This window comes from Escherichia sp. WS1265 (assembly GCF_046487585.1).
Classification (GTDB): domain Bacteria; phylum Pseudomonadota; class Gammaproteobacteria; order Enterobacterales; family Enterobacteriaceae; genus Escherichia; species Escherichia coli.
The window spans coordinates 137621-163043 of sequence record NZ_JBJQJE010000005.1 but is presented as its reverse complement, the minus strand read 5'-3'; the positions used below and the strand labels follow the sequence as shown (position 1 = coordinate 163043).

Below are 25423 nucleotides of genomic sequence, written 5' to 3'. Positions count from 1 at the left end.
TAGATAAAAATGGTAACAATATGAAATACAAGCATTTGATCCTGTCTTTAAGCCTGATAATGCTGGGGCCATTGGCTCATGCAGAGGAGATTGGTTCGGTCGACACCGTATTTAAAATGATCGGCCCGGATCACAAAATTGTTGTGGAAGCCTTTGACGATCCCGATGTGGAAAATGTCACCTGTTATGTGAGCCGGGCGAAAACCGGTGGTATTAAAGGGGGATTGGGCCTGGCAGAAGATACCTCCGATGCGGCCATTTCTTGTCAGCAAGTCGGGCCGATTGAACTGTCGGATCGTATTAAAAACGGCAAAGCTCAGGGCGAGGTAGTATTCAAAAAACGCACGTCCCTAGTCTTTAAGTCGTTACAGGTCGTGCGCTTTTATGACGCCAAACGCAACGCGCTCGCTTATCTGGCTTACTCCGACAAAGTTGTAGAAGGTTCGCCGAAAAACGCGATTAGCGCGGTTCCTGTCATGCCGTGGCGGCAATAACAGAGGCGATTTATGCAACGGGAAACGGTCTGGTTAGTGGAAGATGAGCAAGGGATAGCCGACACGCTGGTCTACATGTTGCAGCAGGAAGGTTTTGCCGTCGAGGTCTTTGAGCGAGGCTTGCCGGTGCTGGATAAAGCTCGCCAGCAGGTTCCCGACGTCATGATTCTCGATGTTGGTTTGCCTGATATCCGCGGCTTTGAATTGTGCCGCCAGTTACTGGCGCTCCATCCGGCGTTACCTGTACTGTTCCTGACGGCCCGAAGTGAAGAGGTCGATCGCCTGCTTGGGCTGGAAATTGGCGCTGACGACTATGTGGCTAAACCGTTTTCACCCCGCGAAGTGTGCGCCAGGGTGCGCACCTTACTGCGTCGGGTGAAGAAGTTCTCGACGCCGTCTCCCGTCATCCGTATTGGTCATTTTGAATTGAATGAACCCGCGGCGCAGATCAGCTGGTTTGACACGCCATTAACGCTGACGCGGTATGAGTTTTTATTGCTGAAGACGTTACTCAAGTCGCCAGGCCGCGTCTGGTCCCGCCAGCAACTGATGGATAGCGTGTGGGAAGATGCGCAGGACACCTACGATCGCACCGTCGATACCCACATTAAAACGTTGCGTGCCAAGCTGCGCACCATCAACCCCGATCTTTCACCGATTAATACTCATCGCGGCATGGGATATAGCCTGAGGGGCCTGTAATGCGTATCGGCATGCGGTTGCTGCTGGGCTATTTTTTACTGGTGGCGGTGGCGGCCTGGTTCGTACTGGCTATTTTTGTCAAAGAAGTTAAACCGGGCGTGCGAAGAGCAACGGAGGGGACGTTGATCGACACCGCAACGTTGCTGGCGGAGCTGGCGCGTCCCGATTTGCTCTCTGGGGACACAACGCATGGGCAACTGGCGCAGGCGTTTAATCAGCTACAACATCGCCCGTTTCGCGCCAATATCGGTGGCATTAACAAAGTGCGCAATGAATATCATGTCTATATGACCGATGCGCAGGGCAAAGTATTGTTCGATTCGGCAAATAAAGCCGTTGGACAGGATTATTCGCGCTGGAATGACGTCTGGCTAACGTTGCGTGGTCAGTATGGTGCGCGCAGCACGTTGCAAAATCCTGCCGATCCCGAAAGTTCGGTGATGTATGTTGCCGCACCGATTATGGACGGCTCGCGGCTTATTGGCGTTTTGAGCGTAGGCAAACCGAACGCAGCGATGGCTCCGGTCATTAAGCGCAGCGAGCGGCGAATTTTATGGGCCAGCGCCATTTTGTTGGGGATTGCACTGATGATTGGCGCAGGCATGGTTTGGTGGATCAACCGCTCCATTGCCCGGCTCACTCGCTATGCTGATTCCGTCACTGACAATAAGCCTGTTCCTCTTCCTGAACTCGGCAGTAGCGAGCTGCGTAAGCTTGCGCAGGCGCTGGAAAGTATGCGCGTGAAGCTGGAAGGGAAAAACTATATTGAGCAGTATGTTTATGCGTTAACCCATGAGCTAAAAAGCCCACTGGCGGCGATTCGTGGCGCGGCGGAAATTTTACGCGAAGGTCCGCCGCCTGAAGTAGTGGCTCGTTTTACTGACAACATTCTGACGCAAAATGCGCGTATGCAGGCATTGGTAGAAACGTTACTACGCCAGGCAAGGCTGGAGAATCGTCAGGAAGTCGTTCTGACTGCTGTTGATGTGGCGGCATTATTTCGCCGCGTCAGCGAAGCGCGCACTGTGCAGTTGGCAGAAAAAAACATCACTCTACATGTTATGCCCACTGAGGTTAATGTTGCTGCTGAACCGGCGTTACTGGAGCAGGCGCTGGGGAATTTACTGGATAACGCCATCGATTTTACCCCCGAGAGCGGTTGCATCACGCTAAGCGCCGAAGTGGAGCAGGAACACGTCACGCTTAAGGTGCTGGATACCGGTAGTGGTATTCCTGACTACGCGCTGTCACGTATTTTTGAACGGTTTTACTCTTTGCCGCGTGCAAATGGGCAAAAAAGCAGCGGTCTGGGGTTGGCGTTCGTCAGTGAGGTCGCCCGTTTGTTTAACGGCGAAGTCACGCTGCGCAACGTGCAGGAAGGTGGCGTGCTGGCCTCGCTTCGACTTCACCGTCACTTCACATAGCTTCAAATTCTTCCCACATAGCCTTCGTATCCTGCTGCCATTGCAAAGGAGAAGACTATGTTGAAATCCCCCCTGTTCTGGAAAATGACCACCTTGTTTGGTGCAGTATTGCTGTTGTTGATTCCGATAATGCTGATTCGGCAGGTGATTGTCGAACGTGCCGATTACCGTAGCGATGTGGAAGATGCGATTCGCCAAAGTACCAGCGGGCCGCAAAAACTCGTTGGGCCGCTCATCGCTATTCCTGTGACCGAGCATTATACGGTGCAGGAAGACGATAAAACCGTGGAGCGGAAACGAAGTTTTATCCATTTTTGGTTACCTGAGTCATTGATGGTTGATGGCAATCAGAACGTGGAAGAACGCAAGATAGGGATTTATACCGGTCAGGTCTGGCACAGTGATTTAACGCTAAAAGCCGATTTCGATGTTTCGCGTCTTAGCGAACTCGACGCGCCAAATATCACCTTAGGCAAGCCATTTATTGTGATTAGCGTCGGGGATGCGCGTGGTATTGGTGTGGTGAAAGCGCCTGAAGTTAACGGAACGGCACTGACCATTGAACCCGGTACCGGGTTAGAGCAAGGCGGGCAGGGCGTGCATATCCCTTTACCCGAAGGGGACTGGCGGAAGCAGAACCTGCAGCTGAATATGGCCCTGAATTTAAGCGGTACCGGCGATCTTTCTGTGGTGCCTGCCGGGCGTAATAGCGAAATGACCTTAACCAGCAACTGGCCGCATCCCAGTTTTTTAGGTGATTTTCTACCAGCCAAACGGGAAGTTAGCGAGTCAGGTTTTCAGGCGCAATGGCAAAGCAGCTGGTTTGCTAATAATCTCGGTGAGCGTTTTGCTTCAGGCAATGATACCGGCTGGGAAAACTTCCCCGCGTTTAGCGTCGCAGTGACGACGCCAGCCGATCAATACCAATTAACGGACCGGGCGACTAAGTACGCCATTCTGCTGATTGCACTGACTTTTATGGCGTTCTTTGTTTTTGAAACGCTCACCGCGCAACGTTTACACCCAATGCAATATTTGCTGGTGGGGCTTTCATTGGTGATGTTTTATTTGCTCTTGCTGGCGCTTTCTGAACATACCGGTTTTACCGTGGCATGGATAATCGCCAGTCTGATTGGGGCGTTAATGAACGGTATTTATTTGCAGGCGGTATTGAAAGGTTGGCGCAACAGCATGTTGTTTACCCTCGCGCTGTTGTTGCTGGATGGTGTGATGTGGGGACTGCTCAACTCTGCCGATAGCGCGCTGTTGTTGGGAACCAGTGTGCTGGTGGTGGCGCTGGCCGGCATGATGTTTGTGACTCGTAATATCGACTGGTATGCGTTTTCACTGCCGAAAATGAAAGCCAGTAAAGAAGTTACAATGGACGATCAATTACGTATCTGGAAATAAGGTTGAAAAATAAAAACGGCGCTAAAAAGCGCCGTTTTTTTTGACGGTGGTAAAGCCGATTAATCTTCCAGATCACCACAGAAGCGATAACCTTCACCGTGGATGGTGGCGATGATTTCCGGCGTATCCGGTGTAGATTCGAAATGTTTACGAATACGGCGGATCGTCACGTCTACAGTACGGTCGTGTGGTTTCAGCTCACGGCCGGTCATTTTCTTCAGCAGTTCAGCACGAGACTGAATTTTGCCTGGGTTTTCACAGAAGTGAAGCATGGCGCGGAACTCGCTGCGCGGCAGCTTGTACTGCTCGCCATCAGGGCCGATCAACGAACGGCTGTTGATGTCCAGTTCCCAACCATTGAACTTGTAGCTTTCAACGCTACGACGTTCTTCGCTGACAGTACCCAGATTCATGGTACGGGACAGCAGGTTGCGTGCACGAATCGTCAGTTCACGCGGGTTGAACGGTTTGGTGATGTAGTCATCTGCACCGATTTCGAGGCCGAGAATTTTATCGACTTCGTTGTCACGGCCAGTCAGGAACATCAACGCAACATTCGCCTGCTCGCGCAGTTCACGCGCTAACAGAAGACCGTTCTTACCCGGCAGATTGATATCCATGATCACCAGGTTGATGTCATATTCAGAGAGGATCTGATGCATTTCCGCGCCATCTGTCGCTTCGAAAACATCATAGCCTTCCGCTTCGAAAATACTTTTCAACGTGTTGCGTGTTACCAACTCGTCTTCAACGATAAGAATGTGCGGGGTCTGCATGTTTGCTACCTAAATTGCCAACTAAATCGAAACAGGAAGTACAAAAGTCCCTGACCTGCCTGATGCATGCTGCAAATTAACATGATCGGCGTAACATGACTAAAGTACGTAATTGCGTTCTTGATGCACTTTCCATCAACGTCAACAACATCATTAGCTTGGTCGTGGGTACTTTCCCTCAGGACCCGACAGTGTCAAAAACGGCTGTCATCCTAACCATTTTAACAGCAACATAACAGGCTAAGAGGGGCCGGACACCCAATAAAACTACGCTTCGTTGACATATATCAAGTTCAATTGTAGCACGTTAACAGTTTGATGAAATCATCGTATCTAAATGCTAGCTTTCGTCACATTATTTTAATAATCCAACTAGTTGCATCATACAACTAATAAACGTGGTGAATCCAATTGTCGAGATTTATTTTTTATAAAATTATCCTAAGTAAACAGAAGGATATGTAGCATTTTTTAACAATTCAACCGTTAGTACAGTCAGGAAATAGTTTAGCCTTTTTTAAGCTAAGTAAAGGGCTTTTTCTGCGACTTACGTTAAGAATTTGTAAATTCGCACCGCATAATAAGTTGACAGTGATCACCCTGTTCGCGGTTATTTGGTCAAGAAGAGTGGCAATATGCGTATAACGATTATTCTGGTCGCACCCGCCAGAGCAGAAAATATTGGGGCAGCGGCGCGGGCAATGAAAACGATGGGTTTTAGCGAACTGCGGATTGTCGATAGTCAAGCGCACCTGGAGCCAGCCACCCGCTGGGTCGCACATGGATCTGGTGATATTATTGATAATATTAAAGTTTTCCCGACGCTGGCTGAATCGTTACACGATGTCGATTTCACTGTCGCCACCACTGCGCGCAGTCGGGCGAAATATCATTACTACGCTACGCCAGTAGAACTGGTGCCGCTGTTAGAGGAAAAATCTTCATGGATGAGCCATGCCGCGCTGGTGTTTGGTCGCGAAGATTCCGGGCTGACTAACGAAGAGTTAGCGTTGGCTGACGTTCTTACTGGTGTGCCGATGGTGGCGGATTATCCTTCGCTCAATCTTGGGCAGGCGGTGATGGTCTATTGCTATCAATTAGCAACATTAATACAACAACCGGCGAAAAGTGACACAACGGCAGACCAACATCAACTGCAAGCTTTACGCGAACGAGCCATGGCATTGCTGACGACTCTGGCAGTGGCAGATGACATAAAACTGGTCGACTGGTTACAACAACGCCTGGGGCTTTTAGAGCAACGAGACACGGCAATGTTGCACCGTTTGCTGCATGATATTGAAAAAAATATCACCAAATAAAAAACGCCTCAGTAAGTATTTTTCAGCTTTTCATTCTGACTGCAACGGGCAATATGTCTCTGTGTGGATTAAAAAAAGAGTGTCTGATAGCAGCTTCTGAACTGGTTACCTGCCGTGAGTAAATTAAAATTTTATTGACTTAGGTCACTAAATACTTTAACCAATATAGGCATAGCGCACAGACAGATAAAAATTACAGAGTACACAACATCCATGAAACGCATTAGCACCACCATTACCACCACCATCACCATTACCACAGGTAACGGTGCGGGCTGACGCGTACAGGAAACACAGAAAAAAGCCCGCACCTGACAGTGCGGGCTTTTTTTTCGACCAAAGGTAACGAGGTAACAACCATGCGAGTGTTGAAGTTCGGCGGTACATCAGTGGCAAATGCAGAACGTTTTCTGCGTGTTGCCGATATTCTGGAAAGCAATGCCAGGCAGGGGCAGGTGGCCACCGTCCTCTCTGCCCCCGCCAAAATCACCAACCACCTGGTGGCGATGATTGAAAAAACCATTAGCGGCCAGGATGCTTTACCCAATATCAGCGATGCCGAACGTATTTTTGCCGAACTTTTGACGGGACTCGCCGCCGCCCAGCCGGGGTTCCCGCTGGCGCAATTGAAAACTTTCGTCGATCAGGAATTTGCCCAAATAAAACATGTCCTGCATGGCATTAGTTTGTTGGGGCAGTGCCCGGATAGCATCAACGCTGCGCTGATTTGCCGTGGCGAGAAAATGTCGATCGCCATTATGGCCGGCGTGTTAGAAGCGCGTGGTCACAACGTTACCGTTATCGATCCGGTCGAAAAACTGCTGGCAGTGGGGCATTACCTCGAATCTACCGTCGATATTGCTGAGTCCACCCGCCGTATTGCGGCAAGCCGCATTCCGGCTGATCACATGGTGCTGATGGCAGGTTTCACCGCCGGTAATGAAAAAGGCGAACTGGTGGTGCTTGGACGTAACGGTTCCGACTACTCTGCGGCGGTGCTGGCTGCCTGTTTACGCGCCGATTGTTGCGAGATTTGGACGGACGTTGACGGGGTCTATACCTGCGACCCGCGTCAGGTGCCCGATGCGAGGTTGTTGAAGTCGATGTCCTACCAGGAAGCGATGGAGCTTTCCTACTTCGGCGCTAAAGTTCTTCACCCCCGCACCATTACCCCCATCGCCCAGTTCCAGATCCCTTGCCTGATTAAAAATACCGGAAATCCTCAAGCACCAGGTACGCTCATTGGTGCCAGCCGTGATGAAGACGAATTACCGGTCAAGGGCATTTCCAATCTGAATAACATGGCAATGTTCAGCGTTTCCGGCCCGGGGATGAAAGGGATGGTTGGCATGGCGGCGCGCGTGTTTGCAGCGATGTCACGCGCCCGTATTTCTGTGGTGCTGATCACGCAATCATCTTCCGAATACAGTATCAGTTTCTGCGTTCCACAAAGCGACTGTGTGCGAGCTGAACGGGCAATGCAGGAAGAGTTCTACCTGGAACTGAAAGAAGGCTTACTGGAGCCGCTGGCGGTGACGGAACGGCTGGCCATTATCTCGGTGGTAGGTGATGGTATGCGTACCTTGCGTGGGATCTCGGCGAAATTCTTTGCCGCGCTGGCCCGCGCCAATATCAACATTGTCGCTATTGCTCAGGGATCTTCTGAACGCTCAATCTCTGTCGTGGTAAATAACGATGATGCGACCACTGGCGTGCGCGTTACTCATCAGATGCTGTTCAATACCGATCAGGTTATCGAAGTGTTTGTGATTGGCGTCGGTGGCGTTGGCGGTGCGCTGCTGGAGCAACTGAAGCGTCAACAAAGCTGGCTGAAGAATAAACATATCGACTTACGTGTCTGCGGTGTTGCCAACTCGAAGGCACTGCTCACCAATGTGCATGGCCTAAATCTGGAAAACTGGCAGGAAGAACTGGCGCAAGCCAAAGAGCCGTTTAATCTCGGGCGCTTAATTCGCCTCGTGAAAGAATATCATCTGCTGAACCCGGTCATTGTTGACTGCACCTCCAGCCAGGCAGTGGCGGATCAATATGCCGACTTCCTGCGCGAAGGTTTCCACGTTGTCACGCCGAACAAAAAGGCCAACACCTCGTCGATGGATTACTACCATCTGTTGCGTCATGCGGCGGAAAAATCGCGGCGGAAATTCCTCTATGACACCAACGTTGGGGCTGGATTACCGGTTATTGAAAACCTGCAAAATCTGCTCAATGCTGGTGATGAATTGATGAAGTTCTCCGGCATTCTTTCAGGATCGCTTTCTTATATCTTCGGCAAGTTAGACGAAGGCATGAGTTTCTCCGAGGCGACCACGCTGGCACGGGAAATGGGTTATACCGAACCGGATCCGCGAGATGATCTTTCTGGTATGGATGTGGCGCGTAAACTATTGATTCTCGCCCGTGAAACGGGACGTGAACTGGAGCTGGCGGATATTGAAATTGAACCTGTGCTGCCCGCAGAGTTTAACGCCGAGGGTGATGTTGCCGCTTTTATGGCGAATCTGTCACAGCTCGACGATCGCTTTGCCGCGCGCGTGGCGAAGGCCCGTGATGAAGGAAAAGTTTTGCGCTATGTTGGCAATATTGATGAAGATGGCGTCTGTCGCGTGAAGATTGCCGAAGTGGATGGTAATGATCCGCTGTTCAAAGTGAAAAATGGCGAAAACGCCCTGGCCTTCTATAGCCACTATTATCAGCCGCTGCCGTTGGTGCTGCGCGGATATGGTGCGGGCAATGACGTTACCGCTGCTGGTGTCTTTGCCGATCTGCTGCGTACCCTCTCATGGAAGTTAGGAGTCTGACATGGTTAAAGTTTATGCCCCGGCTTCCAGTGCCAATATGAGCGTCGGGTTTGATGTGCTCGGGGCGGCGGTGACACCCGTTGATGGTGCATTGCTCGGAGATGTAGTTACGGTTGAGGCGGCAGAGATATTCAGTCTCAACAACCTCGGGCGCTTTGCCGATAAGCTGCCGTCAGAACCACGGGAAAATATCGTTTATCAGTGCTGGGAGCGTTTTTGCCAGGAGCTTGGCAAGCAAATTCCAGTGGCGATGACTCTGGAAAAGAATATGCCGATCGGTTCGGGCTTAGGCTCCAGCGCCTGTTCGGTGGTCGCGGCGCTGATGGCGATGAATGAACACTGCGGCAAGCCGCTTAATGACACTCGTTTGCTGGCTTTGATGGGCGAGCTGGAAGGACGTATCTCCGGCAGCATTCATTACGACAACGTGGCACCGTGTTTTCTAGGTGGTATGCAGTTGATGATCGAAGAAAACGACATCATCAGCCAGCAAGTGCCTGGGTTTGATGAGTGGCTGTGGGTGCTGGCGTATCCGGGGATTAAAGTCTCGACGGCAGAAGCCCGGGCTATTTTACCGGCGCAGTATCGCCGCCAGGATTGCATTGCGCACGGGCGACATCTGGCAGGCTTCATTCACGCCTGCTATTCCCGTCAGCCTGAGCTTGCCGCGAAGCTGATGAAAGATGTTATCGCTGAACCCTACCGTGAACGATTACTGCCAGGCTTCCGGCAGGCGCGGCAGGCGGTCGCGGAAATCGGCGCGGTAGCGAGCGGTATCTCCGGCTCCGGCCCGACCTTGTTCGCTCTGTGTGACAAGCCGGATACCGCCCAGCGCGTTGCCGACTGGTTGGGTAAGAACTACCTGCAAAATCAGGAAGGTTTTGTTCATATTTGCCGGCTGGATACGGCGGGCGCACGAGTACTGGAAAACTAAATGAAACTCTACAATCTGAAAGATCACAACGAGCAGGTCAGCTTTGCGCAAGCCGTAACCCAGGGGTTGGGCAAAAATCAGGGGCTGTTTTTTCCGCATGACCTGCCGGAATTCAGCCTGACTGAAATTGATGAGATGCTGAAGCTGGATTTTGTCACCCGCAGTGCGAAGATCCTCTCGGCGTTTATTGGTGATGAAATCCCGCAGGAAATCCTGGAAGAGCGCGTGCGCGCGGCGTTTGCCTTCCCGGCTCCGGTCGCCAATGTTGAAAGCGATGTCGGTTGTCTGGAATTGTTCCACGGGCCAACGCTGGCATTTAAAGATTTCGGCGGTCGCTTTATGGCACAAATGCTGACCCATATTGCGGGTGATAAGCCAGTGACCATTCTGACCGCGACCTCCGGTGATACCGGAGCGGCAGTGGCTCATGCTTTCTACGGTTTGCCGAATGTGAAAGTGGTTATCCTCTATCCACGAGGCAAAATCAGTCCACTGCAAGAAAAACTGTTCTGTACATTGGGCGGCAATATCGAAACTGTTGCCATCGACGGCGATTTCGATGCCTGTCAGGCGCTGGTGAAGCAGGCGTTTGATGATGAAGAACTGAAAGTGGCGCTGGGGTTAAACTCAGCTAACTCGATTAACATCAGCCGTTTGCTGGCGCAGATTTGCTACTACTTTGAAGCTGTTGCGCAGCTGCCGCAGGAGGCGCGCAACCAGCTGGTTGTTTCGGTACCAAGCGGAAACTTCGGCGATTTGACGGCGGGTCTGCTGGCGAAGTCACTCGGTCTGCCGGTGAAACGTTTTATTGCTGCGACCAACGTGAACGATACCGTGCCACGTTTCCTGCACGACGGTCAGTGGTCCCCCAAAGCGACTCAGGCGACGTTATCCAACGCGATGGACGTGAGTCAGCCGAACAACTGGCCGCGTGTGGAAGAGTTGTTCCGCCGCAAAATCTGGCAACTGAAAGAGCTGGGTTATGCAGCCGTGGATGATGAAACCACGCAACAGACAATGCGTGAGTTAAAAGAACTGGGCTACACCTCGGAGCCGCACGCTGCCGTAGCGTATCGTGCGCTGCGTGACCAGTTGAATCCAGGCGAATATGGCTTGTTCCTCGGCACCGCGCATCCGGCGAAATTTAAAGAGAGCGTGGAAGCGATTCTCGGTGAAACGTTGGATCTGCCAAAAGAGCTGGCAGAACGTGCTGATTTACCCTTGCTTTCACATAATCTGCCCGCCGATTTTGCTGCGTTGCGTAAATTGATGATGAATCATCAGTAACATCTATTCATTATCTCAATCAGGCCGGGTTTGCTTTTATGCAGCCCGGCTTTTTTGTGAAGAAAATATGGAGAGAAACGACAGGGAAAAAGGAGAAATTCTCAATAAATGCGGTAACTTAGAGATTAGGATTGCGGAGAATAACAACCGCCGTTCTCATCGCGTAATCTCCGGATATCGACCCATAACGGGCAATGATAAAAGGAGTAACCTGTGAAAAAGATGCAATCTATCGTACTCGCACTTTCCCTGGTTCTGGTCGCTCCCATGGCAGCGCAGGCTGCGGAAATTACGTTAGTCCCGTCAGTAAAATTACAGATAGGCGATCGTGATAATCGCGGTTATTACTGGGATGGCGGTCACTGGCGCGACTACGGCTGGTGGAAACAACATTATGAATGGCGAGGCAATCGCTGGCACCCACACGGACCGCCGCCACCGCCGCGTCACCATAAGAAAGCTCATCATGATCATCACGGCGGTCATGGTCCAGGCAAACATCACCGCTAAATGACAAATGCCGGGTAACAATCCGGCATTCAGCGCCTGATGCGACGCTGGCGCGTCTTATCAGGCCTACGTGAATTCTGCAATATATTGAATCTGCATGCTTTTGTAGGCCGGATAAGGCGTTCACGCCGCATCCGGCATTGACTGCAAACTTAATGCTGCTCGTAGCGTTTAAACACCAGTTCGCCATTGCTGGAGGAAGCTTCATCAAAGAAGTAACCTTCGCTATTAAAACCAGTCAGTTGCTCTGGTTTGGTCAGCCGATTTTCAATAATAAAACGACTCATCAGACCGCGTGCTTTCTTAGCGTAGAAGCTGATTATCTTAAATTTGCCGTTCTTCTCATCGAGGAACACCGGCTTGATAATCTCGGCATTCAATTTCTTCGGCTTCACCGATTTAAAATACTCATCTGACGCCAGATTAATCACCACATTATCGCCTTGTGCTGCGAGCGCCTCGTTCAGCTTGTTGGTGATGATATCTCCCCAGAATTGATACAGATCTTTCCCTCGGGCATTCTCAAGACGGATCCCCATTTCCAGACGATAAGGCTGCATTAAATCGAGCGGGCGCAGTACGCCATACAAGCCGGAAAGCATTCGCAAATGCTGTTGGGCAAAATCGAAATCGTCTTCGCTGAAGGTTTCGGCCTGCAAGCCGGTGTAGACATCACCTTTAAACGCCAGAATCGCCTGGCGGGCATTCTCCGGCGTGAAATCTGGCTGCCAGTCATGAAAGCGAGCGGCGTTGATACCCGCCAGTTTGTCGCTGATGCGCATCAGCGTGCTAATCTGCGGAGGCGTCAGTTTCCGCGCTTCATGGATCAACTGCTGGGAATTGTCTAACAGCTCCGGCAGCGTATAGCGCGTGGTGGTCAACGGGCTTTGGTAATCAAGCGTTTTCGCAGGTGAAATAAGAATCAGCATATCCAGTCCTTGCAGGAAATTTATGCCGACTTTAGCAAAAAAAGAGAATGAGTTGATCGATAGTTGTGATTACTCCTGCGAAACATCATCCCACGCGTCCGGAGAAAGCTGGCGGCCGATATCCGGATAACGCAACGGATCAAACACCGGGCGCACGCCGAGTTTACGCTGGCGTAGATAATCACTGGCAATGGTATGAACCACAGGCGAGAGCAGTAAAATGGCGGTCAAATTGGTAATAGCCATGCAGGCCATTATGATATCTGCCAGTTGCCACATCAGCGGAAGACTTAGCAAGGTGCCGCCGATGACCGTTGCGAAGGTGCAGATCCGCAAACACCAGATCGCTTTAGGGTTGTTCAGGCGTAAAAAGAAGAGATTGTTTTCGGCGTAAATGTAGTTGGCAACGATGGAGCTGAAGGCAAACAGAATAACCACGAGGGTAACAAACTCAGCACCCCAGGAACCCATTAGCACCCGCATCGCCTTCTGGATAAGCTGAATACCTTCCAGCGGCATGTAGGTTGTGCCGTTACCCGCCAGTAATATCAGCATGGCGCTTGCCGTACAGATGACCAGGGTGTCGATAAAAATGCCAATCATCTGGACAATCCCTTGCGCTGCCGGATGCGGAGGCCAGGACGCCGCTGCCGCTGCCGCGTTTGGCGTCGACCCCATTCCCGCCTCATTGGAAAACATACTGCGCTGAAAACCGTTAGTAATCGCCTGGCTTAAGGTATATCCCGCCGCGCCGCCTGCCGCTTCCTGCCAGCCAAAAGCACTCTCAAAAATAGACCAAATGACGTGGGGAAGTTGCCCGATATTCATTACGCAAATCACCAGGCTGGTCAGTACCCAGATTATCGCCATCAACGGGACAAACCCCTGCATGAGCCGGGCGACGCCATGAAGACCGCGAGTGATCGCCAGCAGAGCAAAGACAGCGAGAATAATACCTGTCACCAGCGGGGGAAAATCAAAAGAAAAACTCAGGGCTCGCGCAACGGCGTTCGCCTGAATTCCGCTGAAAATTATGCCGTAGGCGATGAGCAAAAAGACGGCGAACAGAACGCCCATCCAGCGCATCCCCAGCCCGCGCGCCATATACCATGCCGGTCCGCCACGAAACTGCCCATTGGCATCACGTTCTTTATAAAGCTGTGCGAGGGAACATTCGGCAAACGAGGTCGCCATGCCGATAAACGCGGCAACCCACATCCAGAAGACGGCTCCAGGTCCACCGGCGGTAATTGCCAGCGCAACGCCGGCCAGGTTGCCGCTACCCACGCGCGCCGCAAGACTGGTACACAATGACTGAAATGAGGTTAAACCGCCTGGCTGTGGATGAATGCTATTTTTAAGACTTTTGCCAAACTGGCGGATGTAGCGAAACTGCACAAATCCGGTGCGAAAAGTGAACCAACAACCTGCGCCGAAGAGCAGGTAAATCATTACCGATCCCCAAAGGACGCTGTTAATAAAGGAGAAAAAATCTGGCATGCATATCCCTCTTATTGCCGGTCGCGATGACTTTCCTGTGTAAACGTTACCAATTGTTTAAGAAGTATATACGCTACGAGGTACTTGATAACTTCTGCGTAGCATACATGAGGTTTTGTATAAAAATGGCGGGCGATATCAACGCAGTGTCAGAAATCCGAAACAGTCTCGCCTGGCGATAACCGTCTTGTCGGCGGTTGCGCTGACGTTGCGTCGTGATATCATCAGGGCAGACCGGTTACATCCCCCTAACAAGCTGTTTAAAGAGAAATACTATCATGACGGACAAATTGACCTCCCTTCGTCAGTACACCACCGTAGTGGCCGACACTGGGGACATCGCGGCAATGAAGCTGTATCAACCGCAGGATGCCACAACCAACCCTTCTCTCATTCTTAACGCAGCGCAGATTCCGGAATACCGTAAGTTGATTGATGATGCTGTCGCCTGGGCGAAACAGCAGAGCAACGATCGCGCGCAGCAGATCGTGGACGCGACCGACAAACTGGCAGTAAATATTGGTCTGGAAATCCTGAAACTGGTTCCGGGCCGTATCTCAACTGAAGTTGATGCGCGTCTTTCCTATGACACCGAAGCGTCAATTGCGAAAGCAAAACGCCTGATCAAACTCTACAACGATGCTGGTATTAGCAACGATCGTATTCTGATCAAACTGGCTTCTACCTGGCAGGGTATCCGTGCTGCAGAACAGCTGGAAAAAGAAGGCATCAACTGTAACCTGACCCTGCTGTTCTCCTTCGCTCAGGCTCGTGCTTGTGCGGAAGCGGGCGTGTTCCTGATCTCGCCGTTTGTTGGCCGTATTCTTGACTGGTACAAAGCGAATACCGATAAGAAAGAGTACGCTCCGGCAGAAGATCCGGGCGTGGTTTCTGTATCTGAAATCTACCAGTACTACAAAGAGCACGGTTATGAAACCGTGGTTATGGGCGCAAGCTTCCGTAACATCGGCGAAATTCTGGAACTGGCAGGCTGCGACCGTCTTACCATCGCACCTACACTGCTGAAAGAGCTGGCTGAGAGCGAAGGGGCTATCGAACGTAAACTGTCTTACACCGGCGAAGTGAAAGCGCGTCCGGCGCGTATCACTGAGTCCGAGTTCCTGTGGCAGCACAACCAGGATCCAATGGCAGTAGATAAACTGGCGGAAGGTATCCGTAAGTTTGCTATTGACCAGGAAAAACTGGAAAAAATGATCGGCGATCTGCTGTAATCATTCTTAGCGTGACCGGGAAGTCGGTCACGCTACCTCTTCTGAAGCCTGTCTGTCACTCCCTTCGCAGTGTATCATTCTGTTTAACGAGACTGTTTAAACGGAAAAATCTTGATGAATACTTTACGTATTGGCTTAGTTTCCATCTCTGATCGCGCATCCAGCGGCGTTTATCAGGATAAAGGCATCCCTGCGCTGGAAGAATGGCTGACATCGGCGCTAACCACGCCGTTTGAACTGGAAACCCGCTTAATCCCCGATGAGCAGGCGATCATCGAGCAAACGTTGTGTGAGCTAGTGGATGAAATGAGTTGCCATCTGGTGCTCACCACGGGCGGAACTGGCCCGGCGCGTCGTGACGTAACGCCCGATGCGACGCTGGCAGTAGCGGACCGCGAGATGCCTGGCTTTGGTGAACAGATGCGCCAGATAAGCCTGCATTTTGTACCAACTGCGATCCTTTCGCGTCAGGTTGGTGTGATTCGCAAACAGGCGCTGATCCTTAACTTACCCGGTCAGCCGAAGTCTATTAAAGAGACGCTGGAAGGTGTGAAGGACGCTGCGGGTAACGTTGTGGTACACGGTATTTTTGCCAGCGTACCGTACTGCATTCAGTTGCTGGAAGGGCCATACGTTGAAACGGCACCAGAAGTGGTTGCTGCATTCAGACCGAAGAGTGCAAGACGCGACGTTAGCGAATAAAAAAATCCCCCCGAGCGGGGGGATCTCAAAACAATTAGTGGGATTCACCAATCGGCAGAACGGTGCGACCAAACTGCTCGTTCAGTACTTCACCCATCGCCAGATAGATTGCACTGGCACCACAGATCAGACCAATCCAGCCGGCAAAGTGGATGATTGCGGCGTTACCGGCAATGTTACCGATCGCCAGCAGGGCAAACAGCACAGTCAGGCTAAAGAAAACGAATTGCAGAACGCGTGCGCCTTTCAGCGTGCCGAAGAACATAAACAGCGTAAATACGCCCCACAGACCCAGGTAGACACCAAGGAACTGTGCATTTGGCGCATCGGTCAGACCCAGTTTCGGCATCAGCAGAATCGCAACCAACGTCAGCCAGAAAGAACCGTAAGAGGTGAATGCGGTTAAACCGAAAGTGTTGCCTTTTTTGTACTCCAGCAGACCGGCAAAAATTTGCGCGATGCCGCCGTAGAAAATGCCCATGGCAAGAATAATACCGTCCAGAGCGAAATAACCCACGTTGTGCAGGTTAAGCAGAATGGTGGTCATGCCGAAGCCCATCAGGCCCAGCGGTGCCGGATTAGCCAACTTAGTGTTGCCCATAATTCCTCAAAAATCATCATCGAATGAATGGTGAAATAATTTCCCTGAATAACAGTAGTGTTTTCAGGGCGCGGCATAATAATCAGCCAGTGGGGCAGTGTCTACGATCTTTTGAGGGGAAAATGAAAATTTTCCCCGGTTTACGGTGTCAGACCTGAGTGGCGCTAACCATCCGGCGCAGGCAGGCGATTTGCAGTACGGCTGGAATTGTCACGCGATAGGCACTGCCGCTGACCGCTTTAACCCCATTTAATGCTGCGCCCACAGGGCCTCCCAGACCCGCGCCGCGCAGCAAACCATGCCCAAGCACGCTCATTGCTGCGTGGGTGCGTAAAATGCGGGTCAATTGGCTGGAAAGCAAATGCGACACGCCTTTTGCCAATAATTTGTCTTTCATCAGCAGCGGCAGCAGCTCTTCCAGCTCATTCACCCTGGCATCGACCGCGTGCAGAAACTCCTGCTTATGTTCCTCGTCCATATTCTTCCAGGTGTTACGCAGAAATTGTTCCAGTAACTGTTGCTCAATCTCAAACGTAGACATCTCTTTGTCGGCTTTCAGCTTCAATCGTTTTGAAACATCGAGCAAAATGGCCCGATACAATTTACCGTGTCCGCGCAGTTTGTTGGCGATACTATCGCCACCAAAATGCTGTAATTCTCCAGCAATCAGCTGCCAGTTGCGGCGATGTTGCTCGGGATGCCCTTCCATCGATTTAAACAGTTCGTTGCGCATCAGTACGCTGGAGAGGCGAGTTTTGCCTTTTTCATTATGGGTGAGCAATCGGGCGAAATTTGCCAACTGTTCCTCACTACAATGCTGAAGAAAATCCAGATCTGAATCATTCAGGTAATTAACATTCATTTTTTGTGGTTTCTATATTCTGGCGTTAGTCGTCGCCGATAATTTTCAGCGTGGCCATATCCGATGAGTTCACCGTATGACCGGAAAAGGTGATTTTTGAGACGCAGCGTTTATTGTCGTTATCACTGTTAATGTTGATCCAGTCAGTGGTTTGCCCTTCTTTTATTTCTGAAGGAATATTCAGACTCTGACTGGCGCTACGGGCGGCTTTGAAATAAACCGATGCACCGCTTAACTGTAAATCGCCATGGTCGGCAGAGAGTTGTATGCGTTTCACAATGCGACAAACAGGAAGTTTCAGCGCCAGATCGTTGGTTTCGTTACGCGGCATTGCAATGACGCCGAGGAGTTTATGGTCGTTTGCCTGCGCCGTGCAGCACAGCATCAGGCTAATCGCCAGGCTGGCGGAAATCGTAAAAACGGATTTCATAAGGATTCTCTTAGTGGGAAGAGGTAGAGGGATGAATACCCACTAGTTTACTGCTGATAAAGAGAAGGTTCAGGTACGTAATCTTTTCTTTTTATTACAATTTTTTGATGAATGCCTTGGCTGCGATTCATTCTTTATCTGAATAAAATTGCTGTCAATTTTACGTCTTGTCCTGCCATATCGCGAAATTTCTGCGCAAAAGCACAAAAAATTTTTGCATCTCCCCCTTGATGACGTGGGTTACGACCCCATTTAGTAGTCAACCGCAGTGAGTGAGTCTGCAAAAAAATGAAATTGGGCAGTTGAAACCAGACGTTTCGCCCCTATTACAGACTCACAACCACATGATGACCGAATATATAGTGGAGACGTTTAGATGGGTAAAATAATTGGTATCGACCTGGGTACTACCAACTCTTGTGTAGCGATTATGGATGGCACCACTCCTCGTGTACTGGAGAACGCCGAAGGCGATCGCACCACGCCTTCTATCATTGCCTATACCCAGGATGGTGAAACTCTGGTTGGTCAGCCGGCTAAACGTCAGGCAGTGACGAACCCGCAAAACACCCTGTTTGCGATTAAACGCCTGATTGGCCGCCGCTTCCAGGACGAAGAAGTACAGCGTGATGTTTCCATCATGCCGTTCAAAATTATTGCTGCTGATAACGGCGACGCATGGGTCGAAGTTAAAGGCCAGAAAATGGCACCGCCGCAGATTTCTGCTGAAGTGCTGAAAAAAATGAAGAAAACCGCTGAAGATTACCTGGGTGAACCGGTAACTGAAGCTGTTATCACCGTACCGGCATACTTTAACGATGCTCAGCGTCAGGCAACCAAAGACGCAGGCCGTATCGCTGGTCTGGAAGTAAAACGTATCATCAACGAACCGACCGCAGCTGCGCTGGCTTACGGTCTGGACAAAGGTACTGGCAACCGTACTATCGCGGTTTATGACCTGGGTGGTGGTACTTTCGATATTTCTATTATCGAAATCGACGAAGTTGACGGCGAAAAAACCTTCGAAGTTCTGGCAACCAACGGTGATACCCACCTGGGTGGTGAAGACTTCGACAGCCGTCTGATCAACTACCTGGTTGAAGAATTCAAGAAAGATCAGGGCATTGACCTGCGCAACGATCCGCTGGCAATGCAGCGCCTGAAAGAAGCGGCAGAAAAAGCGAAAATCGAGTTGTCTTCCGCTCAGCAGACCGACGTTAACCTGCCGTACATCACTGCAGACGCGACCGGTCCGAAACACATGAACATCAAAGTGACTCGTGCGAAACTGGAAAGCCTGGTTGAAGATCTGGTAAACCGTTCCATTGAGCCGCTGAAAGTTGCACTGCAGGACGCTGGCCTGTCCGTATCTGATATCGACGACGTTATCCTCGTTGGTGGTCAGACTCGTATGCCAATGGTTCAGAAGAAAGTTGCTGAGTTCTTTGGTAAAGAGCCGCGTAAAGACGTTAACCCGGACGAAGCTGTAGCAATCGGTGCTGCTGTTCAGGGTGGTGTTCTGACTGGTGACGTAAAAGACGTACTGCTGCTGGACGTTACCCCGCTGTCACTGGGTATCGAAACCATGGGCGGTGTGATGACGACGCTGATCGCGAAAAACACCACTATCCCGACCAAGCACAGCCAGGTGTTCTCTACCGCTGAAGACAACCAGTCTGCGGTAACCATCCATGTGCTGCAGGGTGAACGTAAACGTGCGGCTGATAACAAATCTCTGGGTCAGTTCAACCTGGATGGTATCAACCCGGCACCGCGCGGCATGCCGCAGATCGAAGTTACCTTCGATATCGATGCTGACGGTATCCTGCACGTTTCCGCGAAAGATAAAAACAGCGGTAAAGAGCAGAAGATCACCATCAAGGCTTCTTCTGGTCTGAACGAAGATGAAATCCAGAAAATGGTACGCGACGCAGAAGCTAACGCCGAAGCTGACCGTAAGTTTGAAGAGCTGGTACAGACTCGCAACCAGGGTGACCATCTGCTGCACAGCACCCGTAAGCAGGTTGAAGAAGCAGGCGACAAACTGCCGGCTGACGACAAAACTGCTATCGAGTCTGCGCTGACTGCACTGGAAACTGCTCTGAAAGGTGAAGACAAAGCCGCTATCGAAGCGAAAATGCAGGAACTGGCACAGGTTTCCCAGAAACTGATGGAAATCGCCCAGCAGCAACATGCCCAGCAGCAGACTGCCGGTGCTGATGCTTCTGCAAACAACGCGAAAGATGACGATGTTGTCGACGCTGAATTTGAAGAAGTCAAAGACAAAAAATAATCGCCCTATAAACGGGTAATTATACTGACACGGGCGAAGGGGAATTTCCTCTCCGCCCGTGCATTCATCTAGGGGCAATTTAAAAAAGATGGCTAAGCAAGATTATTACGAGATTTTAGGCGTTTCCAAAACAGCGGAAGAGCGTGAAATCAAAAAGGCCTACAAACGCCTGGCCATGAAATACCACCCGGACCGTAACCAGGGTGACAAAGAGGCCGAGGCGAAATTTAAAGAGATCAAGGAAGCTTATGAAGTTCTGACCGACTCGCAAAAACGTGCGGCATACGATCAGTATGGTCATGCTGCGTTTGAGCAAGGTGGCATGGGCGGCGGCGGTTTCGGCGGCGGCGCAGACTTCAGCGATATTTTTGGTGACGTTTTCGGCGATATTTTTGGCGGCGGACGTGGTCGTCAACGTGCGGCGCGCGGTGCTGATTTACGCTATAACATGGAGCTCACCCTCGAAGAAGCTGTACGTGGCGTGACCAAAGAGATCCGCATTCCGACTCTGGAAGAGTGTGACGTTTGCCACGGTAGCGGTGCAAAACCTGGTACACAGCCGCAGACCTGTCCGACCTGTCATGGTTCTGGTCAGGTACAGATGCGCCAGGGTTTCTTTGCCGTGCAGCAGACCTGTCCACACTGTCAGGGCCGGGGTACGCTGATCAAAGATCCGTGCAACAAATGTCATGGTCATGGTCGTGTTGAGCGCAGCAAAACGCTGTCCGTTAAAATCCCGGCAGGGGTGGACACTGGAGACCGCATCCGTCTTGCGGGCGAAGGTGAAGCGGGCGAGCATGGCGCACCGGCAGGCGATCTGTACGTTCAGGTTCAGGTTAAACAGCACCCGATTTTCGAGCGTGAAGGCAACAACCTCTATTGCGAAGTCCCGATCAACTTCGCTATGGCGGCGCTGGGTGGCGAAATCGAAGTACCGACCCTTGATGGTCGCGTCAAACTGAAAGTGCCTGGCGAAACCCAGACCGGTAAGCTGTTCCGTATGCGCGGTAAAGGCGTCAAGTCTGTCCGCGGTGGCGCACAGGGTGATTTGCTGTGCCGCGTTGTCGTCGAAACACCGGTAGGCCTGAACGAGAAGCAGAAACAGCTGCTGCAAGAGCTGCAAGAAAGCTTCGGTGGCCCAACCGGCGAGCACAACAGCCCGCGCTCAAAGAGCTTCTTTGATGGTGTGAAGAAGTTTTTTGACGACCTGACCCGCTAACCTCCCCAAAAGCCTGCCCGTGGGCAGGCCTGGGTAAAAATAGGGTGCGTTGAAGATATGCGAGCACCTGTAAAGTGGCGGGGATCACTCCCCGCCGTTGCTCTTACTCGGATTCGTAAGCCGTGAAAACAGCAACCTCCGTCTGGCCAGTTCGGATGTGAACCTCACAGAGGTCTTTTCTCGTTACCAGCGCCGCCACTACGGCGGTGATACAGATGACGATCAGGGCGACAATCATCGCCTTATGCTGCTTCATTGCTCTCTTCTCCTTGACCTTACGGTCAGTAAGAGGCACTCTACATGTGTTCAGCATATAGGGGGCCTCGGGTTGATGGTAAAATATCACTCGGGGCTTTTCTCTATCTGCCGTTCAGCTAATGCCTGAGACAGACAGCCTCAAGCACCCGCCGCTATTATATCGCTCTCTTTAACCCATTCTGTTTTATCGATTCTAATCCTGAAGACGCCTCGCATTTTTATGGCGTAATTTTTTAATGATTTAATTATTTAACTTTAATTTATCTCTTCATCGCAATTATTGACGACAAACTGGATTATTTTTGAAATATTGGCCTAACAAACATCGCCGACTGACAACAAATTAATTATTACTTTTCCTAATTAATCCCTCAGAAATCCTGACCTTAAGCTATGATTATCAGGGCTTAGGGTCACACGTCAGCGCTTACAGCCGTCAAAAACTCATCTCATCGCTGATGGCACAAATCCTTCAATGGTTCGTAAAAAACGAATTATTCCTACACTATAATCTGATTTTAACGATGATTCGTGCGGGGTAAGATAGTAAAAACGATCTATTCACCTGAAAGAGAAATAAAAAGTGAAACATCTGCATCGATTCTTTAGCAGTGATGCCTCGGGAGGCATTATTCTTATCATTGCCGCTATCCTGGCGATGATTATGGCCAACAGCGGCGCAACCAGTGGATGGTATCACGACTTTCTGGAGACGCCGGTTCAGCTCCGGGTTGGTTCACTCGAAATCAACAAAAACATGCTGTTATGGATAAATGACGCGCTGATGGCGGTATTTTTCCTGTTAGTCGGTCTGGAAGTTAAACGTGAACTGATGCAAGGATCGCTAGCCAGCTTACGCCAGGCTGCATTTCCAGTTATCGCCGCTATTGGTGGGATGATTGTGCCTGCATTACTCTATCTGGCCTTTAACCATGCCGATCCGATTACCCGCGAAGGGTGGGCGATCCCGGCGGCTACTGACATTGCTTTTGCACTTGGTGTGCTGGCGCTATTGGGAAGTCGTGTTCCGTTAGCGCTGAAGATCTTTTTGATGGCTCTGGCTATTATCGACGATCTTGGGGCCATCATTATCATCGCATTGTTCTACACTAATGACTTATCGATGGCCTCTCTTGGCGTCGCGGCTGTAGCAATTGCGGTACTCGCGGTATTGAATCTGTGTGGTGTACGCCGCACGGGCGTCTATATTCTGGTTGGCGTGGTGTTGTGGACTGCGGTGTTGAAATCGGGGGTTCACGCAACCCTGGCGGGGGTAATTGTCGGCTTCTTTATTCCTTTGAAAGAGAAGCATGGGCGTTCTCCAGCGAAGCGACTGGAGCATGTGTTGCACCCGTGGGTGGCGTATCTGATTTTACCGCTGTTTGCATTTGCTAATGCTGGCGTTTCACTGCAAGGCGTCACGCTGGATGGCTTGACCTCCATTCTACCATTGGGGATCATCGCTGGCTTGCTGATTGGCAAACCGCTGGGGATTAGTCTGTTCTGCTGGTTGGCGCTGCGTTTGAAACTGGCGCATCTGCCTGAGGGAACGACTTATCAGCAAATTATGGCGGTGGGGATCCTGTGCGGTATCGGTTTTACTATGTCTATCTTTATTGCCAGCCTGGCCTTTGGTAGCGTAGATCCAGAACTGATTAACTGGGCGAAACTCGGTATCCTGGTCGGTTCTATCTCTTCGGCGGTAATTGGATACAGCTGGTTACGCGTTCGTTTGCGTCCATCAGTTTGACAGGACGGTTTACCGGGGAGCCATAAACGGCTCCCTTTTCATTGTTATCAGGGAGAGAAATGAGCATGTCTCATATCAATTACAACCACTTGTATTACTTCTGGCATGTCTATAAAGAAGGTTCCGTGGTTGGCGCAGCGGAGGCGCTTTATTTAACACCACAAACCATTACCGGACAGATTCGGGCGCTGGAAGAGCGCCTGCAAGGCAAATTATTTAAACGCAAGGGACGTGGTCTCGAACCCAGCGAGCTGGGAGAGCTGGTCTATCGCTATGCCGATAAAATGTTCACCTTAAGCCAGGAAATGCTGGATATTGTGAACTATCGCAAAGAATCCAATTTATTGTTTGACGTTGGCGTGGCTGATGCACTTTCTAAACGCCTGGTCAGTAGCGTACTTAACGCCGCAGTGGTAGAAGGCGAGCCGATTCATCTTCGCTGCTTCGAATCCACCCACGAAATGCTGCTGGAGCAATTAAGTCAGCATAAACTGGATATGATCATTTCCGACTGTCCGATAGATTCTACGCAGCAGGAAGGTCTGTTCTCCGTGAGAATTGGCGAATGTGGCGTGAGTTTCTGGTGTACAAATCCACCACCGGAAAAACCGTTCCCGGCTTGTCTGGAAGAACGGCGGCTTTTGATTCCTGGGCGACGTTCAATGTTAGGGCGCAAATTGCTTAACTGGTTTAACTCCCAGGGATTAAACGTAGAAATCCTCGGCGAGTTTGATGATGCCGCGTTGATGAAAGCTTTTGGTGCGATGCACAATGCAATCTTCGTTGCCCCAACGCTTTATGCATATGACTTTTATGCCGATAAAACTGTCGTAGAAATTGGTCGCGTCGAAAATGTGATGGAAGAGTACCATGCTATTTTTGCTGAGCGGATGATTCAGCACCCGGCGGTACAGCGAATCTGCAATACGGATTATTCTGCGCTTTTTAGCCCAGCGGCACGTTAATCGGCAGCTCCCCCAAAGTTAAGGTGGGGGAGATAGATTAGTTGTACATTACCACGATTTTGACTCGGCTCATTATTTGCCCGCTTGAGACATTATTTCCATATGTACGCGGGCGAATAAATAGAGGAATCTGATTACTTCCTTCATGGGGATGCTGAAAAGAGTAGTAATTGCTTTTACCATACTGCATTTCATTCGTACCATCATTGGAGAGTTGAAAGCCTATTTGACCCGCACCGTCCTCACTGTTTTCTAAATCATTTTTTAATATGCTGGTTCCTGAATCCTGTATTGTCACTGGCTCAAAGTAATATTCAACATCACTAGGTTCAAAAACTAATTCACCTTGCTCACCCTGGATACAGTCAAATCTTATATGATGAAACTGATAATTTTCATTATTGATACGAGACAGTACAAATCGTCCAGTGTCGATGGATTGATCTTCAAAACCACAGGTCATTAAATTTACCTGTAAAATAGTATTTAAATTAAAATTAAAGCGGACGCTATTACAATTAGTATTATTCCCTGTACATGAACTCACTTCAATTTCGAACAACAAAGGAAAAGGAGTTCCTGGAAAAATGTCTGCGGTGTTAGAACTATCTGATACAGATGCGATAGAATATGGAATGGTGAAATTTATCGCAGATAGCATTTCTTCTAAATTATAAGATGCCTTCCCTGGAAGCTCTATTTTTTTACCGTCAGATTCAAATGGGAAATTAATAATATAATGACGACTTCCGACTTTAAACCTTAAAGCGTTCTGTGTTAAGAAATGAACTTTAATGGCGTTGGTCGTCTCTTGCAAGTCTGCACACTCAATGATATTCCCGGTGTTTTCAATTTTCTCGGCAGTTAGATTTCCTTTCATACTCAGTGGCTTGAGTATATATGTTCCACGTTGTTCACCGACATTGGTCACTGCACAGGGAGCACTTTGCACAATAAAAGAATATAGACTCAAGGTGATTAATAAAAGCCACTTCATAGTA

The 25423-nt window shown here is 50.3% G+C and carries 25 protein-coding genes and 1 other annotated feature; of the genes, 17 read left to right on the top strand and 8 right to left on the bottom strand.

Annotated elements, in window-relative coordinates; all coding sequences use genetic code 11:
* The first annotated feature begins 20 nt into the window (after window positions 1-20).
* From creA to creD, 4 genes are read left to right on the top strand one after another with little or no spacing between them, the layout of a single operon-like run.
* Window positions 21-494, top strand: coding sequence for a protein CreA (creA, locus tag ACJHX3_RS07220; protein ID WP_094308580.1), 474 nt, complete (start codon window positions 21-23; stop codon window positions 492-494).
* Window positions 495-506: 12 nt separating this feature from the next.
* On the top strand, window positions 507-1196 hold the full coding sequence (creB, locus tag ACJHX3_RS07215) for a two-component system response regulator CreB (protein ID WP_094308581.1): 690 nt from the start codon (window positions 507-509) through the stop codon (window positions 1194-1196).
* On the top strand, window positions 1196-2620 hold the full coding sequence (gene creC / locus ACJHX3_RS07210) for a two-component system sensor histidine kinase CreC (protein WP_053263428.1): 1425 nt from the start codon (window positions 1196-1198) through the stop codon (window positions 2618-2620). The genes creB and creC overlap by 1 nt, the downstream gene beginning before the upstream one ends.
* A 57-nt stretch (window positions 2621-2677) precedes the next feature.
* Entirely contained in the window at window positions 2678-4030 is a 1353-nt protein-coding gene (creD, locus tag ACJHX3_RS07205) for a cell envelope integrity protein CreD (RefSeq protein WP_053263429.1), read from the top strand.
* A 59-nt stretch (window positions 4031-4089) separates the two neighbouring features.
* On the opposite strand, the gene arcA is transcribed toward creD, so the two are convergent.
* Complete coding sequence (arcA, locus tag ACJHX3_RS07200) at window positions 4090-4806, bottom strand: two-component system response regulator ArcA (protein ID WP_001194358.1); 717 nt, start codon at window positions 4804-4806, stop codon at window positions 4090-4092.
* Between the two features lie 95 nt (window positions 4807-4901).
* On the opposite strand from arcA, the gene yjjY reads away from it, so the two are divergent.
* The 7 genes from yjjY (at window position 4902) to ACJHX3_RS07165 (ending at window position 11681) form a co-directional block, all read left to right on the top strand.
* Window positions 4902-5042, top strand: a complete 141-nt coding sequence (gene yjjY, locus ACJHX3_RS07195; protein ID WP_001303782.1) for a protein YjjY — start codon at window positions 4902-4904, stop codon at window positions 5040-5042.
* A gap of 399 nt (window positions 5043-5441) precedes the next feature.
* Window positions 5442-6128, top strand: coding sequence for a tRNA/rRNA methyltransferase (locus ACJHX3_RS07190; protein ID WP_001223151.1), 687 nt, complete (start codon window positions 5442-5444; stop codon window positions 6126-6128).
* Window positions 6129-6341: 213 nt separating this feature from the next.
* On the top strand, window positions 6342-6407 hold the full coding sequence (gene thrL, locus ACJHX3_RS07185; RefSeq protein WP_001386572.1) for a thr operon leader peptide: 66 nt from the start codon (window positions 6342-6344) through the stop codon (window positions 6405-6407).
* Window positions 6343-6462 (top strand) — a sequence feature (Thr leader region). (Overlaps the previous gene by 65 nt.)
* A 25-nt stretch (window positions 6463-6487) precedes the next feature.
* Entirely contained in the window at window positions 6488-8950 is a 2463-nt protein-coding gene (thrA, locus tag ACJHX3_RS07180) for a bifunctional aspartate kinase/homoserine dehydrogenase I (RefSeq protein WP_001264699.1), read from the top strand.
* A 1-nt stretch (window position 8951) separates the two neighbouring features.
* Window positions 8952-9884, top strand: coding sequence for a homoserine kinase (thrB, locus tag ACJHX3_RS07175; RefSeq protein ID WP_000241648.1), 933 nt, complete (start codon window positions 8952-8954; stop codon window positions 9882-9884).
* The gene (gene thrC, locus ACJHX3_RS07170) at window positions 9885-11171 is read left to right on the top strand and encodes a threonine synthase (RefSeq protein WP_000781063.1); all 1287 of its coding nucleotides are present in this window, start codon (window positions 9885-9887) and stop codon (window positions 11169-11171) included.
* Window positions 11172-11384: 213 nt separating this feature from the next.
* Complete coding sequence (locus ACJHX3_RS07165; RefSeq protein WP_094321721.1) at window positions 11385-11681, top strand: DUF2502 domain-containing protein; 297 nt, start codon at window positions 11385-11387, stop codon at window positions 11679-11681.
* Between the two features lie 152 nt (window positions 11682-11833).
* On the opposite strand, the gene yaaA is transcribed toward ACJHX3_RS07165, so the two are convergent.
* A complete protein-coding gene (gene yaaA / locus ACJHX3_RS07160; RefSeq protein ID WP_061359636.1) occupies window positions 11834-12610 on the bottom strand; it encodes a peroxide stress protein YaaA in 777 nt (258 codons plus the stop codon).
* Window positions 12611-12679: 69 nt separating this feature from the next.
* Window positions 12680-14110 (bottom strand): alanine/glycine:cation symporter family protein, encoded by a 1431-nt coding sequence (locus ACJHX3_RS07155; protein WP_001112563.1) that lies wholly within the window; start codon window positions 14108-14110, stop codon window positions 12680-12682.
* Window positions 14111-14388: 278 nt separating this feature from the next.
* Here ACJHX3_RS07155 and tal point away from each other — a divergent pair, with 278 nt between their 5' ends.
* Entirely contained in the window at window positions 14389-15342 is a 954-nt protein-coding gene (gene tal, locus ACJHX3_RS07150) for a transaldolase (protein ID WP_000130189.1), read from the top strand.
* A 114-nt stretch (window positions 15343-15456) separates the two neighbouring features.
* Complete coding sequence (gene mog / locus ACJHX3_RS07145; RefSeq protein WP_001094682.1) at window positions 15457-16044, top strand: molybdopterin adenylyltransferase; 588 nt, start codon at window positions 15457-15459, stop codon at window positions 16042-16044.
* A 34-nt stretch (window positions 16045-16078) separates the two neighbouring features.
* On the opposite strand, the gene satP is transcribed toward mog, so the two are convergent.
* From satP to ACJHX3_RS07130, 3 genes are all read right to left on the bottom strand, one after another.
* On the bottom strand, window positions 16079-16645 hold the full coding sequence (satP, locus tag ACJHX3_RS07140) for an acetate uptake transporter (RefSeq protein ID WP_000528538.1): 567 nt from the start codon (window positions 16643-16645) through the stop codon (window positions 16079-16081).
* Window positions 16646-16793: 148 nt separating this feature from the next.
* The gene (gene msyB, locus ACJHX3_RS07135; RefSeq protein ID WP_001102383.1) at window positions 16794-17507 is read right to left on the bottom strand and encodes an acidic protein MsyB; all 714 of its coding nucleotides are present in this window, start codon (window positions 17505-17507) and stop codon (window positions 16794-16796) included.
* Window positions 17508-17532: 25 nt separating this feature from the next.
* Window positions 17533-17937: a DUF2541 family protein gene (locus ACJHX3_RS07130; RefSeq protein ID WP_000843568.1), complete on the bottom strand. Its 405-nt coding sequence runs from the start codon at window positions 17935-17937 to the stop codon at window positions 17533-17535.
* A 376-nt stretch (window positions 17938-18313) separates the two neighbouring features.
* Between ACJHX3_RS07130 and dnaK the strand changes: the two genes are divergently transcribed.
* Both dnaK and dnaJ read left to right on the top strand, forming a co-directional pair.
* A complete protein-coding gene (gene dnaK / locus ACJHX3_RS07125) occupies window positions 18314-20230 on the top strand; it encodes a molecular chaperone DnaK (protein WP_000516135.1) in 1917 nt (638 codons plus the stop codon).
* Between the two features lie 88 nt (window positions 20231-20318).
* The gene (dnaJ, locus tag ACJHX3_RS07120) at window positions 20319-21449 is read left to right on the top strand and encodes a molecular chaperone DnaJ (protein ID WP_001118464.1); all 1131 of its coding nucleotides are present in this window, start codon (window positions 20319-20321) and stop codon (window positions 21447-21449) included.
* A gap of 103 nt (window positions 21450-21552) precedes the next feature.
* Here dnaJ and mokC read toward each other — a convergent pair whose 3' ends face one another.
* Complete coding sequence (gene mokC, locus ACJHX3_RS07115) at window positions 21553-21705, bottom strand: type I toxin-antitoxin system toxin MokC (protein ID WP_000809168.1); 153 nt, start codon at window positions 21703-21705, stop codon at window positions 21553-21555.
* Between the two features lie 585 nt (window positions 21706-22290).
* Between mokC and nhaA the strand changes: the two genes are divergently transcribed.
* On the top strand, window positions 22291-23457 hold the full coding sequence (gene nhaA, locus ACJHX3_RS07110; protein WP_000681352.1) for a Na+/H+ antiporter NhaA: 1167 nt from the start codon (window positions 22291-22293) through the stop codon (window positions 23455-23457).
* Between the two features lie 65 nt (window positions 23458-23522).
* Complete coding sequence (nhaR, locus tag ACJHX3_RS07105; RefSeq protein WP_001300855.1) at window positions 23523-24422, top strand: transcriptional activator NhaR; 900 nt, start codon at window positions 23523-23525, stop codon at window positions 24420-24422.
* A gap of 37 nt (window positions 24423-24459) precedes the next feature.
* On the opposite strand, the gene ACJHX3_RS07100 is transcribed toward nhaR, so the two are convergent.
* Window positions 24460-25419 carry a hypothetical protein gene (locus tag ACJHX3_RS07100; protein WP_000871677.1) on the bottom strand — a complete coding sequence of 320 codons (960 nt, stop codon included), beginning with the start codon at window positions 25417-25419 and terminating at the stop codon, window positions 24460-24462.
* Between the last annotated feature and the right edge of the window lie 4 nt (window positions 25420-25423).

Coding starts and splice junctions, on each gene's coding strand:
- creA (WP_094308580.1), top strand. CDS start 21: ATGAAATACAAGCATTTGATCCTGTCTTTAAGCCTGATAATGCTGGGG.
- creB (WP_094308581.1), top strand. CDS start 507: ATGCAACGGGAAACGGTCTGGTTAGTGGAAGATGAGCAAGGGATAGCC.
- creC (WP_053263428.1), top strand. CDS start 1,196: ATGCGTATCGGCATGCGGTTGCTGCTGGGCTATTTTTTACTGGTGGCG.
- creD (WP_053263429.1), top strand. CDS start 2,678: ATGTTGAAATCCCCCCTGTTCTGGAAAATGACCACCTTGTTTGGTGCA.
- arcA (WP_001194358.1), bottom strand. CDS start 4,806: ATGCAGACCCCGCACATTCTTATCGTTGAAGACGAGTTGGTAACACGC.
- yjjY (WP_001303782.1), top strand. CDS start 4,902: ATGACTAAAGTACGTAATTGCGTTCTTGATGCACTTTCCATCAACGTC.
- ACJHX3_RS07190 (WP_001223151.1), top strand. CDS start 5,442: ATGCGTATAACGATTATTCTGGTCGCACCCGCCAGAGCAGAAAATATT.
- thrA (WP_001264699.1), top strand. CDS start 6,488: ATGCGAGTGTTGAAGTTCGGCGGTACATCAGTGGCAAATGCAGAACGT.
- thrB (WP_000241648.1), top strand. CDS start 8,952: ATGGTTAAAGTTTATGCCCCGGCTTCCAGTGCCAATATGAGCGTCGGG.
- thrC (WP_000781063.1), top strand. CDS start 9,885: ATGAAACTCTACAATCTGAAAGATCACAACGAGCAGGTCAGCTTTGCG.
- yaaA (WP_061359636.1), bottom strand. CDS start 12,610: ATGCTGATTCTTATTTCACCTGCGAAAACGCTTGATTACCAAAGCCCG.
- ACJHX3_RS07155 (WP_001112563.1), bottom strand. CDS start 14,110: ATGCCAGATTTTTTCTCCTTTATTAACAGCGTCCTTTGGGGATCGGTA.
- tal (WP_000130189.1), top strand. CDS start 14,389: ATGACGGACAAATTGACCTCCCTTCGTCAGTACACCACCGTAGTGGCC.
- mog (WP_001094682.1), top strand. CDS start 15,457: ATGAATACTTTACGTATTGGCTTAGTTTCCATCTCTGATCGCGCATCC.
- satP (WP_000528538.1), bottom strand. CDS start 16,645: ATGGGCAACACTAAGTTGGCTAATCCGGCACCGCTGGGCCTGATGGGC.
- msyB (WP_001102383.1), bottom strand. CDS start 17,507: ATGAATGTTAATTACCTGAATGATTCAGATCTGGATTTTCTTCAGCAT.
- ACJHX3_RS07130 (WP_000843568.1), bottom strand. CDS start 17,937: ATGAAATCCGTTTTTACGATTTCCGCCAGCCTGGCGATTAGCCTGATG.
- dnaK (WP_000516135.1), top strand. CDS start 18,314: ATGGGTAAAATAATTGGTATCGACCTGGGTACTACCAACTCTTGTGTA.
- dnaJ (WP_001118464.1), top strand. CDS start 20,319: ATGGCTAAGCAAGATTATTACGAGATTTTAGGCGTTTCCAAAACAGCG.
- mokC (WP_000809168.1), bottom strand. CDS start 21,705: ATGAAGCAGCATAAGGCGATGATTGTCGCCCTGATCGTCATCTGTATC.
- nhaR (WP_001300855.1), top strand. CDS start 23,523: ATGTCTCATATCAATTACAACCACTTGTATTACTTCTGGCATGTCTAT.
- ACJHX3_RS07100 (WP_000871677.1), bottom strand. CDS start 25,419: ATGAAGTGGCTTTTATTAATCACCTTGAGTCTATATTCTTTTATTGTG.